At 60.7% G+C, this 13681-nt stretch carries 12 protein-coding genes; 10 read left to right on the top strand and 2 right to left on the bottom strand.

The window, feature by feature from the left end; genetic code table 11:
* Positions 1-6 precede the first annotated feature (6 nt).
* Positions 7-459, top strand: coding sequence for a DUF1841 family protein (locus tag JAO85_RS15240; protein ID WP_202788467.1), 453 nt, complete (start codon positions 7-9; stop codon positions 457-459).
* A 155-nt stretch (positions 460-614) separates the two neighbouring features.
* Here the strand turns inward: JAO85_RS15240 and JAO85_RS15235 are convergent, their stop codons facing one another.
* Positions 615-1277 (bottom strand): cytochrome c, encoded by a 663-nt coding sequence (locus JAO85_RS15235; protein ID WP_041744310.1) that lies wholly within the window; start codon positions 1275-1277, stop codon positions 615-617.
* Positions 1278-1393: 116 nt separating this feature from the next.
* On the opposite strand from JAO85_RS15235, the gene JAO85_RS15230 reads away from it, so the two are divergent.
* The 7 genes from JAO85_RS15230 (at position 1394) to JAO85_RS15200 (ending at position 10791) form a co-directional block, all read left to right on the top strand.
* Positions 1394-2236 carry a MoxR family ATPase gene (locus JAO85_RS15230; RefSeq protein WP_012839701.1) on the top strand — a complete coding sequence of 281 codons (843 nt, stop codon included), beginning with the start codon at positions 1394-1396 and terminating at the stop codon, positions 2234-2236.
* Between the two features lie 30 nt (positions 2237-2266).
* Complete coding sequence (locus JAO85_RS15225) at positions 2267-2488, top strand: hypothetical protein (RefSeq protein ID WP_003071240.1); 222 nt, start codon at positions 2267-2269, stop codon at positions 2486-2488.
* An 11-nt stretch (positions 2489-2499) separates the two neighbouring features.
* Positions 2500-3102 (top strand): GNAT family N-acetyltransferase, encoded by a 603-nt coding sequence (locus tag JAO85_RS15220; protein ID WP_202788434.1) that lies wholly within the window; start codon positions 2500-2502, stop codon positions 3100-3102.
* Between the two features lie 18 nt (positions 3103-3120).
* Complete coding sequence (locus JAO85_RS15215) at positions 3121-4308, top strand: VWA domain-containing protein (protein WP_012839703.1); 1188 nt, start codon at positions 3121-3123, stop codon at positions 4306-4308.
* 121 nt (positions 4309-4429) lie between these two features.
* Complete coding sequence (locus JAO85_RS15210) at positions 4430-6220, top strand: autotransporter assembly complex family protein (protein WP_081007734.1); 1791 nt, start codon at positions 4430-4432, stop codon at positions 6218-6220.
* 2 nt (positions 6221-6222) lie between these two features.
* Positions 6223-10458, top strand: a complete 4236-nt coding sequence (locus JAO85_RS15205; RefSeq protein WP_202788433.1) for a translocation/assembly module TamB domain-containing protein — start codon at positions 6223-6225, stop codon at positions 10456-10458.
* A gap of 57 nt (positions 10459-10515) precedes the next feature.
* Entirely contained in the window at positions 10516-10791 is a 276-nt protein-coding gene (locus tag JAO85_RS15200; protein WP_012839706.1) for a hypothetical protein, read from the top strand.
* Between the two features lie 45 nt (positions 10792-10836).
* Here the strand turns inward: JAO85_RS15200 and JAO85_RS15195 are convergent, their stop codons facing one another.
* Positions 10837-11112: a metal/formaldehyde-sensitive transcriptional repressor gene (locus JAO85_RS15195; protein ID WP_003071225.1), complete on the bottom strand. Its 276-nt coding sequence runs from the start codon at positions 11110-11112 to the stop codon at positions 10837-10839.
* A 71-nt stretch (positions 11113-11183) separates the two neighbouring features.
* Here JAO85_RS15195 and dmeF point away from each other — a divergent pair, with 71 nt between their 5' ends.
* Positions 11184-12137, top strand: coding sequence for a CDF family Co(II)/Ni(II) efflux transporter DmeF (gene dmeF / locus JAO85_RS15190; protein WP_012839708.1), 954 nt, complete (start codon positions 11184-11186; stop codon positions 12135-12137).
* 600 nt (positions 12138-12737) lie between these two features.
* Complete coding sequence (locus tag JAO85_RS15185; RefSeq protein WP_202788432.1) at positions 12738-13586, top strand: pentapeptide repeat-containing protein; 849 nt, start codon at positions 12738-12740, stop codon at positions 13584-13586.
* Positions 13587-13681 lie beyond the last annotated feature (95 nt).

Here is a 13681-nt window from a genome sequence, read left to right as displayed (position 1 = left end):
GCCATCATGTTCAACCCCAGTCAAGCCGACGTACGGCGATTTTTTTGCGGTGTGCGCGCCAAGATGATCAGCGGCGCGCCCATGGAGGCCATCGAGACACTGGCCAGCCTGTGGATAGACGAGCACCCCGAGTATTTCGATGAGCTCTCCGACATGGATGCCGCCGTGGCGCGCAACTATGACTCAGAGCCCGAGCGCACCAACCCGTTTCTGCATCTGTCCATGCATCTGTCCATCAGCGAGCAGTGCAGCGTGGACTCGCCACGCGGCATCCGCCAGGCGGTTGAGTTGCTGGCCAAGAAGCGTGATCTGCATGACGCCCATCACGCCGCCATGGAATGCCTGAGCCAGATGCTCTGGGAAAGCCAGCGCTCGGGACGCCCGCCCGATGGCGAAGCCTATGTCGCCGGAGTGCAGCGTCTGGCCACCACCGACGGCAGTTTTAAAAGTACCCCCTGATGCGCTGCGCAGCCTCCGGTGGGAGATGACACACTCGCGGCAGGATGGCTCCAGCTCTGCCCCCCAAGCCCTGGGGACCGGCCCCCTGAGTTGCATCCCGTTGAGAAAAAGCAAAAGCCCGTCTGCACGGGCTTTTGCTTTTTCTGAAACAAGGTCTATTTCTGGCCCAGGCGGAAGTGCGGCTGCGCCACCACCTGCATCTCGCTGTCCAGGCTACCTATGTACTTGGCGAGCTGCTGCAGCTCGTCGTTCTTGAACTGCTTGGCAATGCCGGCCATCACGCCATTGCTGCGCCCGATGAGCGGATTGCCATCGGTTTTGTATGACTGCAAGGCGCGAAAAACATAGTCCGAATACTGCCCCGCCACCTTGGGATAGGACGGGTCAATCGGCTTTGAAAAGCCTTCACCGTGACAGGAGAAGCAGGCGCCTTTTTGCAGCAGCGCCGTGACAGCAGGGTTCGCCTCCTTGGCCTTGCCGTCCTTGGCCTTGGCATGACCTGCATAGAAGGCCGCCACATCGGCCATGTCCTGTTCGCTCAGCGAGTCGGCAATGCCACGCATGGTGGGGTGTTTTCGTTCGCCTTTCTTATAGGCATTCAGGGCCGAGACGATATAGGCCTCGTTCTGCCCGCCGATCATCGGCACCTTGTAAACCTCAGGGAAGCTGGCCTGATAACCGGTGATGCCATGACAGCCTATGCACATGGCGATCTTGCCTTCGCCAGCCTTTGCATCGCCCTTGACAGCCTGGGCGTTTGCCGCGCCGGTCACTGATGCGACAACTACTGCCAATACCGTGGTCCAAGTTTTTATCATTTTGCGCGCACAATCCTTCAAGAGTTCAGACGGGTGCTCAAATGCCTTGCTGCAGTGCAAACGATTATGGCAGTGAGAATTTCGCACGCTTATCAATACTTACGCTGATACCGCCCATGAAGTTTCAAGGTTCCGACAAATACGTGGCCACGCAAGATCTGATGCTGGCCGTCAACGCTGCCGCTACCCTGCAGCGCCCTCTGCTCATCAAGGGCGAGCCCGGCACGGGCAAGACCATGCTGGCCGAGGAAGTGGCCCAGGCGCTGGACATGCCGCTGTTGCAGTGGCATATCAAGTCCACCACCAAGGCCCAGCAAGGCCTCTATGAGTACGACGCCGTGAGCCGCCTGCGCGATTCGCAGCTGGGAGACGAGCGCGTCAAGGACATTCACAACTACATCGTCAAGGGCGTGCTCTGGCAGGCCTTCACGGCGGAACGTCCCGTGGCCCTGCTGATCGACGAGATCGACAAGGCCGACATCGAGTTCCCCAACGACTTGCTGCGCGAAATCGATCGCATGGAGTTCTATTGCTACGAGACGCACGAGATGATCCGCGCCAAACACCGCCCCCTGGTGTTCATCACCTCGAACAACGAAAAAGAGCTGCCTGACGCATTTTTGCGCCGCTGCTTCTTCCACTACATCAAGTTCCCCGATGCCGACACCATGCGCCAGATCGTGAACGTGCATTTTCCCAAGCTACAGGGTGAGTTGCTGAATGCCGCCATGAAGGTCTTCTACGATGTGCGCAATCTGCCCGGCCTCAAGAAAAAGCCTTCGACCAGCGAGCTGATCGACTGGCTCAAGCTGCTGGTCGCCGAGGAAATTCCTGCATCGGCCCTGCAATCCGAGGATGGCAAGGTCAGCGTACCGCCCCTGGTTGGCGCGCTGCTCAAGAACGAACAGGATATGAGCCTGTTTGAAAAGCTGGTCTTCATGAATCAGCGCAACCGCTAACCGTCCTTAAGAACCGAGGAGACGCAGCCCATGAGCACCGCACAACAACTGCTGCTGGAAGGCGGCTCCGACGCCATCGGCTTTGTGGGCGGCGCCCTGCTGGGCTGGGGCCTGTCCCATGTGCTGGGCCTTGACCTGTTTGCCCAGGGCTATGGTGCGGGCAGCATTGCCGCCATTGCCATGGTGGGGCTGGGCGGAGGCCTGGGGCTCAAGCTGGCCCGACTCTGGCGCAGCAAGCGCAATCCACTTTGAGTGAGCAAGCCATGACTTTTGTAGAACCTGTGACCTTGCGCGACCGCGGTGTGCGACTGGAGCCGCTGGATCTAAGCCATGAGCCTGGACTGGCAGCGGCCGCTGCCGATGGAGAGCTGTGGAAGATTCGAGTGACTTCCGTGCCCGAGCCTGGCGAGGTGCGCAGCTATATCGAGGCCGCGCTGCTGGGCCGCGACCAGGGCCACCGCTTTGCGTTCGCCGTGCTCGACGATGCCAGCGGCAAGGTGCTGGGCACGACCAGTTATCACGACATCGTGCCGGCCATTCGCCGTGTGGAGATTGGCTACACCTGGTATGCCAAAAGCGTGCAGCGCACTCATGTCAACACTTCGGCCAAGCTGCTGCTGCTGGCCCATGCCTTCGGTACGCTGGGCTGCCATGTGGTGGGCTGGCGCACGGACAACTTCAACTTCGCCAGCCAGCGCGCCATTGAGCGCCTGGGTGCCAAGAAAGATGGCGTGATTCGCGGCCATGCGCTGCGCCGCGACGGCACGATTCGCGACACCGTGATGTACAGCATGCGCAGCGGCGAATGGCCTGAAGCCCGTGCACAACTGCTCTATCTTCTGGAGCAGCATGCACCCGCTGCATAAGCGCTGGAGACATTTTTCATGCTGATCGACTTCTTCTACACCCTGCGTGCCGCCAAACTGCCTGTGTCGGTCAAGGAGTTTCTGGCCCTGCTGGAGGCACTGGACGCGGGCATCATCGGCCCCAAGAGCGAGGATCGCTGGAGCCTGGACGATTTCTATCACCTGGGCCGAACCATTCTGGTCAAGGACGAGAAGCACTACGACAAGTACGACCGCGCTTTTTCCGCCTATTTCAAGGGGGTTGAGATGCTGGCCGACTTGACCAAGGAAATTCCGCAGGACTGGTTGCAAAAGCTTCTGGAGCGCGAGCTCAGCCCCGAGGACAAGGCCAAGATCGAAGCCATGGGCTGGGACGAGCTGATGGAGACGCTCAAGAAGCGCCTGGAGGAGCAAAAGGAGCGCCACGAGGGCGGTAACAAATGGATAGGGACGGGCGGCACAAGTCCCTTCGGCCACGGCGGCTACAACCCGGCGGGCATACGCATTGGCGGGCCGGGCCGCAACAAGAGCGCCGTCAAGGTCTGGGAGCAGCGAGCCTACCGCGACTATGACGATACCCAGGAGCTGGGCACGCGCAATATCAAGGTCGCGCTGCGCCGCCTGCGCAAGTTTGCGCGCCAGGGCAGCGAACTGGAACTGGATCTGCCGGACACCATCCGCTCCACGGCGGCCAATGCGGGTTATCTCGACATCAAGATGATTCCCGAGCGGCATAACAATGTGAAAGTGCTGCTGCTCATGGACGTGGGCGGCACCATGGACGAGCATATCCAGCGCGTGGAGGAGCTGTTCTCCGCCGTGAAGAGCGAGCTCAAGCATCTGGAGTTCTATTACTTCCACAACTGTGTCTACGACTTCATGTGGAAGAACAACCGCCGCCGCTTTGCCGAGAAATTCCCGACCTGGGACATCATTCGCAAGTACAACAAGGACTACAAGCTGATCTTTGTCGGCGATGCGACCATGAGCCCCTACGAGATCCTGCAGCCCGGCGGCTCGGTCGAGTACATGAACGAGGAACCCGGTGCCGAGTGGCTGCAGCGCCTGACGAACGCCTTCCCGAACTTTGCCTGGATCAACCCCGAACCTCAGGGCGTATGGCAGTACCGCCAGAGCATCAGCATCATCCAGCAGTTGATGGGGGACCGCATGTACCCTTTGTCGCTCAAAGGCTTGGAAGACGCCATGCGCATGCTGTCAAAATAGGGGCATGCCCCAGACCTTGCCCTTGAAAAAGCCGGCCTTGAGGCCGGCTTTGCTTTTGGGAGCCGCCTTGCTCCTCAGCGGCTGCAGCCTGCTTTCCCCCAAAGACAAAGAAGCCGAAGCCATGGGCATCGACACCAGTGGTCCCCCCGCCTTCACGCTGGAAGTCGATGCCCCAAAACAAGTCCGTGCGCTGCTGGAGCAGCATCTTGAACTCAAGCGTTTTCGCCACCAGCCCGATCTGCAGCGCCGCGAGCTGACGCGCCTGCTGGGCGCGACCGATGCCAACGTACGCGAGCTGATAGGCACCTTGGGCTATTTCAGCCCCACGGTGACCGTGGAGCTGACCGATACCCCCGAGGAAGAAGCACCGCGCAAAGTGGTGGTCAAGGTCGATCCGGGCCCGCCCACCATCATTGAAAAATCCGAGGTGCGCTTTACCGGCGTCAATGCCAGCGACGAGCTGGGAACCTCGCAGCGCCTGCAGATCGAGGAAACCTGGCCGCTGCAGTCTGGCGAGCAATTCTCGCAATCGGCCTGGAGCAGCGCCAAGAGCGGTGGTCTCAAGGAGCTGCAAAAGCGCCGTTATCCGCTGGCCCGCATAGATACCAGTCTCGCCGATGTGGACGCCGACACCAACAAGGCCCAGGTCAGCGTGAGTTACGACCCCGGCCCGGCCTATACATTCGGTCCGCTGCAGATCGATGGTGCCGAGCGCTACGACCCGGTGCGCACGGCCCGTATTGCGCGCCTTCCGGAAGGAAGGGAATATGACTTGCAAAGCATGCTAGATGCGCAGCAGCGCCTGGTCAGCAGCGGCTATTACGACTCGGTATTTCTTTCGCTGGCCGATTCGCCACAACAGGCCGCTACCGAAGCTGAGCGCGACGAGCAGCGCAAGAATCAGGGTGCAGCCATCACCTCGCCCGTGATTGCCAAGGTGCGCGAGGCCAAGCTGCAGAAATGGGTGTTCGGTGTGGGTCTGAGCACGGACACCGGACCCCGTCTGTCCATCGATCACACTTACAACAAGGTTCCTGGTCTGAACTGGCGCGCCGTCAGCAAGCTGCAGCTGGACAGGAAGAACCCGCTGATTTCCACTCAGTTGGTCGGCCTTCCTGGTGAAGACCTCTGGCGCTGGTTTGCCAGCGGCAAGCTAGAGCGTGCACCTGCTGGCGACTTCTACACCAACAGTGCGCAGATGCGCTTTGGCCGCTCCAAGGCAGAAGACCGCATAGAGCGCAATTTGTACCTGCAGTACGACTACGCCAAGACCCAGGGAGCAGGTGCTCCGCCCGGCGCCTCCTCGCTGCTGGCCAACTATGGCTGGACGGCCCGCTATTTCGACAACAACCTACTGCCTACCTCGGGCTTCGGTCTGGCCCTGGAAGCCGGGGCCGGCACCACGCTGACACCGCAGCGTTCGCCGTTCGGGCGCCTCACGGGCCGCTGGCTCAGCCTGATCCCGCTGGGCGAGCGCGATGAGGAAACCAGGCGCCACAGCCGTCTGCAGATCAAGGCCGGAGTCGGCGCCGTCATGGCCAAGAAAGATGTGGATCTGCCCACCACCATCATGTTTCTGACCGGCGGTGACAACACGGTGCGCGGCTATGGCTATCAGTCGATTGGCGCACGCACCGACAACGGCCGCGTGATTGCCGGCCGCTATCTGGCCATGGGCAGCGTGGAATGGCAGCGGCCCATCACCATCAAGGGCAACACCCAGGACTTCGAACACGCCGTCTTCATCGATGCAGGTACGGTCGGCGACGATATCAACCGGCTCTACACCCGCGTCGGTTTTGGCACCGGCATACGCTGGAAAAGCCCAGTCGGTCCGATTCAAGCAGATCTCGCCTGGGGCGCTCAGGAGCAGCAACTGCGCCTGCACCTGCGCCTGGGCTTCACGTTTTAAGCATGGCAGAACAAGACACAACCCCTACCGCCAAAGCCTCCTCCTCAGCCCCCAGACGCCGCCGCTGGCTGCGCGCACTGGGCTGGACTATTGCAGCGGCCCTGCTCGCACTGGCGCTGGCACTTGGCAGCCTGCTGTGGTGGATTGGCAGGGACGACTCGCTCAACCAGACGCTGCAGCGCGTGGCGGGCTGGCTGCCCGCAGACCAGAGCCTGGTGGCCAAGGAGGTCACGGGCAGCGTCAAGAACGGCGGCCGTATCGGCTGGCTGCAATGGCAAAGCCCGACCATGAAGGTCGAGGTCAATGAAGCGCAGATCGGCTGGCAGTTCAGGCCTTTGCTGTTGTCCCGTACGCTCAAGCTGGGCGAAGTCCATATCGCCGAGTTGCGCATTGCCAGCACCCCCGACCCCGACCAACCCGCCAGCGAACCACTGCAGTCGCTGACCCTGCCGGTGAAGATAGAGCTGCCCTTCAGGATCGATCAGATCATCTGGCAAGGCCCGCCTGAGGCCGTGGTTCAGGACCTCCACGGTCGCTATGAATACACGGGCACAGACCATGAACTCAAGGTCAGCAGCCTGCGCTTTGCCCAGGGTGCCTACCAGGCCCAGTTGAAGCTGCAGGGCGCGGCCCCCATGGCCTTGCAAGCAGAAGCAACAGGCGATGTGCAAGTGCCCAATCCGCTGGACAAAAGCGCTGACGCCCTCAACACCATAGCCGTGCAGGCCAAGGTGACGGCCGAAGGCACGTTGGCCACCGAAGCAGCCAGGCTGGCAATCAAGGCCAATGCCAGCGCTGAAGCATCGACCCCTGGCCCGGTAACTCAAGACCCGCAGGCAACCGAGCCGAAGCGGGAGAAGAGCGGGAGGCCGTCCGAAGCAGCAACGGCAGAGGTGGGCACCATGCAGGCCGATGTGGAGGCCAGCATCATGCCCTGGCGCAGCCAGCCGCTGCTGGCAGCCAAGGCCAGACTCCACAATCTCGATGTCTCGGCCTTCTGGCCTCAAGGGCCACGCACCCTGTTGACCGGCCAATTGCAGGCTGGCCCCGACGAAACGGTAGCTCCAGCTACGAACCTGGAGGCTCAGCCCTGGAACCTGAACACCCGTTTCAGCAACGCACTGCCCGGCCCCTGGGACAAGCAGCGCCTGCCCGTGGCCGAGCTGACAGCCCGAATCGATTTCGATGGCCAGCAATGGCAGGTGGATGACTCCCGTATCCAGATCGGCAAGGGCCATATCGCACTCGGCGGTCAGTTCACTCCGAATACCCGGTTGTTCGAAGGCCTGGCCACGGTGGAACAGCTCAACCCGGCCGATCTCTACAGCACGCTGGAAGCCTCGCCCTTGCAGGGCCGGATCAGTGCCAAGGCCGTACAGGCCGATGTCGACAGCAGCGATCCAGCAGCCAGCAAGATAGTGTTTGACGCCAATCTGCAAGCGGCAAGCGGCAAGCGCGACAGCCCGGCGCTGCGCATTCAGACCCTGGCTGCCAGCGGCCAGTGGCAGGCTCCGCTGCTGCAGTTGGAAAAGCTGCAGCTGCAAGCCCTGCAGGCCAGCGTCGATGCCAGGTCCGTGGAGTTCAATACCGAAACCCAGCAGGCCAAGGCTAGGCTCAAGGCCACTGCTCCCGGTGCGCAACTGAGCATCGAAGGGCAGATGGGCCCCGCCAGCGGCGCTGTCCAAAGCCAGCTGCAGCTCGGCTCCATGAGCACGCTCACGCAATGGCTGCGCAAGCTGCCGGGCGTCAAGGACCCACTGAGCGGTGCGCAGCTTGATGGCAGCGCAGATTTGCAACTGGCCCTGAAGGGCGGTTGGGAAAACCTGCTCAAGCGCCTGAGTGCCGCTCATGGCGCGGCCATTCCCGCCAGTGGCTTGCAGATTCAGGCCAAGCTGCGCGCCGAGAAAATTCGCTATCTGCCCGCCGGCACTGCAGCCGAGCAGAGCGCCATCCTGCCTGCGCTGGCATTGAGCGTTGACGGCAGCCCCGAAAATGCCAGGGTCGGTCTGACCGCGCAGGCCCAGCAGGCTGGCAAGAGCATGCAGATCGACACTACTTTGCAGGCCGGCCTCACAGGCGGCAAGGCCATGGCACCGCTGGACTGGCAGGCCAGTCTGGAAAAGCTGCAGGCCCAGTTCACACCCGACAAGAACAAGCCCGGCCCCTGGGTCGTGCAGCTTCAGCCCGGTGCCCCCGTCCAGATCCAACAGCGCACCAGCGGCAGCACGGTGCTGAGCACCGCCTATCAGTTCAGCGCCGGCAAGCTGCAGATCACGCCTCCCAAACTGAGCCTCAGGCGTACCAGCAGCGAGCCACTGCCTCCCGCCCAGCTGACATGGGAGGCGAGTTCCGTCACCCGTGCCGGCAGCGGCCAATGGGGTGTGCGCAGCGCAGGGCAGGCCCTTGGAATTCCGCTGGCCTGGGTCGATGCCTTCAGCCTGGGCGATGACGATCCGCCACTGGAAGCCGCGGGGATTTCCGGCGACTTGAGCTTCAACGCGCGCTGGAACCTGGACACTCTGGGCAAGGATCTCAAGGCCGATCTCACGGTCGAGCGCGCCGCAGGCGATCTGCGACTGGCAGTGGACGATGGCTCCAGCACCACCGTCATCCAGACTACCGGCCCAACCGCCACACGCGCCGGCGGCACGCGCACGCGCCAGATCGGCGGCACAGGCATGCGCTCGCGCATCAAGGACATGCGCCTCAACGTGCAGGCCCAGGGCAGCCAGGTCAACGCCAAACTGCTTTGGGACAGCGAGCGCGCAGGCAAGCTCAACGCCGACCTGCGCACCCAGCTCAGCTACCAGCAAGACGGCTGGACGCTACCCGCCACAGCGCCTCTGTCCGGTCAGCTGCATGCCAATATGCCAGATATGGGGCTGTGGTCCTTGTTTGCGCCACCGGGCTGGCGCATTCAGGGCAGCTTGGCGGCGGATGCCAGCATCAGCGGCACCTTGCAGGACCCAAAGTGGCAGGGCGATATCAAGGCCGATGGGCTCAACATCGTGTCCTTGCTCGATGGCGTGGACCTGCGCGACGGCATTCTGCGCGCCAAGCTGCAAGGCACCAGACTGGACATCACCGAACTGCGCCTCAAGGGCGGCAAAGGCAGCCAGGCGCGCATTTTGGGCTATAGCGGCAATCTGACCCGAGCTCCTGAAGACGGTGGCCAGCTTACCGGCTCGGGCTATGCCCAGTTCACACCACCGGGTACGGGGGTCGAATCGGGCCTGAGCATGAATCTGCAGGCCAAGGCCAGCAAGCTGCAAGTCCTGGTGCGTGCCGACCGTCAGGTCAGCGTCTCCGGCGATCTGCAGGCCCGGCTGGAGCAAGGCCAGTTCACGCTGCGCGGAGACCTCAGCGTCGACAGAGCCTCCATCATCTTGCCTGAGGAATCCGCGCCATCGCTGGACAAGGATGTGGTGGTGCGCTCGGCGGCATCGCGCAAGGCCGAAGAGGAAGAGCGCCAGCGCGCCGAGCAACAGGCCCGCAAGGAGCAGGCCCGCGCCACGCCGCGCAAGGTGCCAGACATTCTCGTCAAGCTCGACATGGGACGTGACTTTGCGCTGCAAGGCTTTGGCATCACCACGCGACTGCTGGGTCAGCTTGAAGTGCGAGGCGCCAGCTACATCGGCGGCCCGCCTAGCGTGACCGGAGAAATCCGTACCGAGCAAGGCCGCTACCGCGCCTGGGGACAGTCGCTGAATGTTGAAACCGGGCTGATCCGCTTCAATGGTCCCTACAACAACCCCTCGCTGGACATACTGGCGCTGCGCCCGAATATTGCCGTCAAGGCCGGTGTGCAGGTGCTGGGCACGGCCAGTGCGCCACGCGTGCTGCTGTACTCGGACCCTGCCCTGCCCGACGCGGAAAAGCTCTCCTGGGTAGTCATGGGCCGCGACCCTGCCTCCGGCGGGGCCAGCAGCGCCCTGCTTCAGCAGGCCGCCATGGCCTTGCTGGCTGGCGGCAACAGTTCCAGCGGCAAGATTGCGGGCAGCCTGGGTCTCGATGAAGTCGGCTTCAAGGGCGGCGGGGACGGTACGGATGCAGCAGGCGCTGCGCTGACCATGGGCAAGCGCATCTCGGACAAGCTCTACCTGACCTACGAGCAGAGCCTGTCGGGAGCCATGGGCATCATCTATATCTTCTACGACCTGTCGCGCAGCGTCACCTTGCGCGCCCAGACCGGCATGACCAGCGCCATGGATATCGTCTATACCGTTCGCAAGGACTAAGCATGAGAACTGCCTTCATCCCCTTTCTGTCATGCGATAGAAGCCATCAATTCTGCTATGCCACGCAACCGCACTGCGCTTGAGCAAGCCGCGGGCAAGCTGATACTCCGCATCCAGCAGGAATGGATGCTGGAGCTGGGCGAGCCCGCGGCCGCAGACAGCGAGCAGGTCATGAACCGCGCTCATGACCTGCTGCAGGCCGCATCGGCCCGCCGGCCCGGCCTCGGGCTGCAGCAGCAGTCGATCGAAGAATTTCTGGGCAGGCAATGGCTGCACGGCCATCCTGGCGTGCAGCCATTCGTCAATGATCTGGCGGCGCTGGTGCAGTCCTGATCCACCGCTTCATCCATGCAGGCCGCCCACGCCTGCAGCCCGGCCCTATTTGACGTAGGAACGCAGCACCTTCACGACCAGTTCCAGGTCCTGTTCACGCTGCTCGGCCGTCGCAGCCTCGGCGCCCAGATGCTCGCGCACATGGCCTTCTAACAACTCCAGCATCAAGCCGTTGACTGCCCCGCGCACAGCCGCCAGTTGCTGCAGCACCACGGCACATTCCTGCCCCTCTTCCAGAGCCCGCTCCAGTGCCTGCGTCTGCCCCTTGATGCGGCGAATGCGCGCGAGCAACGGTTTTTGATTCGAAACGGTATGCGACATATGCAGGAATTGTAGTCCTCCTGCCGGCATGGAAAATATACTGGGGTAGAGTATATTAAAACAAGCTAATCATGACCTCATACACCGCCTCCCCCCTTACCCGGCAACACTCCCACAACTTTGACCAAGGCAATCCGCTGGGCGAAAAAAATGCCAAGCTGGCCATGCTGCTGACGCTGGCCATGATGGTGCTGGAAATCACCGCCGGCTATTACTTCAATTCCATGGCCCTGCTAGCAGACGGCTGGCATATGAGTTCACATGCGCTAGCGTTGGGCCTGTCCGTCAGCGCCTATGCCGCTGCGCGCAAGCTGGCCAATGACAGACGTTTCAGCTTCGGTACCTGGAAGATAGAAATCCTGGCGGGCTACACCAGCGCCATCTGCCTGCTGCTGGTTGCAGGCCTGATGGCTTTTGAATCCATACAACGCCTGCTCTCGCCTGCCGCCATTCACTATCAGCAAGCCATAGGCGTGGCAACTCTTGGTCTGCTGGTCAACCTAGTCTGTGCCTGGCTGCTCAAGGACGGACACCACCATCACCATGGCCATGAGTCCCACCACGATCATCACCATGGACACGACCATGCGCATGGCGACCTGAACCTGCGCTCCGCCTATCTGCACGTAATTGCAGACGCAGCCACATCAGTCATGGCCATCGCAGCGTTGCTGGGCGGCATGCTCCTGGGCTTTGCCTGGCTGGATTCGGTCATGGGCCTGGCCGGCTCCGTGATGGTGGCAATGTGGGCCTTGGGCTTGCTGCGCGATAGCAGCCGCGTGTTGCTCGATGCCGAAATGGATGCCCCCGTCGTGCAAGAGGTACGTGATGCCATCGCGCAAGGTCCGCAACCCGTCACCATCACAGACCTGCATGTCTGGCGCGTGGGCAAGAACCACTATGCCTGCATCATCGCAGTCGATGGCGCTGCCACGGTCACACCCGACTACATCCGCCAGTTGCTGTCGGTACACGAAGAACTCACCCACGTCTCTGTCGAAGTCAACAGTACAGAGCTGACATAAATAAGTCGGTTGGAATCCACAGGCTGGCAACACGGGTAGAATCCAGCGTCCCTCCCCGTAGTTCAGGGGGAGTACTACAGAGGAAAATTCACCTCTCTGTATCAATGAGTATCACCAATCCACCAGTTGGCCTAGAAGTCAAAGTAGCGTGGACACTTGAGAGTGATAACCAAAGTGCACTAGACATCATCCAGTATCGAGGCAAAAAGTGCACGATACCGATCCGATGAGCGATCAGTAGTTCTCTCGGCCAAGAACAGGCTCCACGCTAGTCGGATAGCTGGCGTAGGTAGTTCAGACTCTTGCCTTTAAAAAGCGCAAATAGTCCACGCTGGCGCCAAATTTATTGCAGCGACTCCCTCCACGAGCAAGCAGAACACAGCATTCCGCATCTTAGCCAGCACCCGTCAGTGCCTTTGCATAGCTCCTTAGCTACGACGGTGAGCGTAGCGCCAGCGGGTGAGGCGTGCTTGAGGAAAGGGGACGCGCACCATAAATTCTATGAAGAGATAATAGATACATCATCTCCCACAGTCCTTAGCCGCATGCCATAGAAATTGGTTTTGCGGATGTGAGACACATCCAAATCGCGAGCCCAGAATGACCGACGATCATGTGCCTGAGAATCTGCCCAAAATTGCGCCTGGCAACCGAGAAGTCATCAGCGACCACTACGTCCCCAAAAATGTCACGGATGATGCTGCCTCATTCAAGTTCAAGATCTTTATCCGTCTAAACGCAAGCAGGGTTACATTCAAAAATGTGTCGTTTGAGCACAGTGTGCTTGATGGCAGTTATTTCCGTAACTGCGTCTTTGATTCGTGCAACTTCACTGGTTGTCGATTTATCGGCTGCAACCTCCATCAGTCAAGCTTCCCAGGTTCCAGATTTGACTATGCAACTTTCGAGCGAAGTCATGTCGACTCTGACATCCTGACCTCTTGGACACCCCGAGAGGAGAACCTGAAAATGCGCTTCGCTCGTTCATTGCGGATGAACTTCCAGCAAGTCGGAGATGCCAAAGCAGTCAATGAGGCAATCACTCAAGAACTCGATGCGACATCACGCCATTTGTTTGAGTCTTGGCTATCAGAGGATGAGTTCTACCGCAATAAATATCGAGGCCTTCAACGCATCCGCCAATTCCTAGCCTGGGTTGAGTTTTGGGTGCTTCATTTCATCTGGGGCAATGGTGAGAGCATTCCTAAGCTGCTTCGTGCGATCATCATTGCGATGATCGTCATTGCGATCTACGATGCAAATGCGGCCAACGGCTCGGCAACTATTCAAGACTACTGGGAAAGTCTAAAGGAAGCTCCGGCAATCTTCCTAGGAACTATCTCCCGCCCTTTTCATACAACTGCTGCTGCATCGTTGATAGTCGCCACTAGACTTATCGCTTTGTCGCTGCTTACCGCGCTCTTGGTCAAGCGCTTTGGCCGCCGATGATTAAGCATTTCTATGCATTTGGATCGATCTGTCGTGGTGAGGTCGACAGGGCATCGGACGTTGACCTACTGGCCTGCATAACTGGGCCCAACTCA

Source organism: Comamonas sp. NyZ500 (genome assembly GCF_016772095.1).
GTDB classification, from domain to species: domain Bacteria; phylum Pseudomonadota; class Gammaproteobacteria; order Burkholderiales; family Burkholderiaceae_C; genus Comamonas; species Comamonas thiooxydans.
The sequence above is the reverse complement of the archived record's forward strand: the minus strand, read 5'-3'. Positions and strand labels throughout refer to the sequence as shown.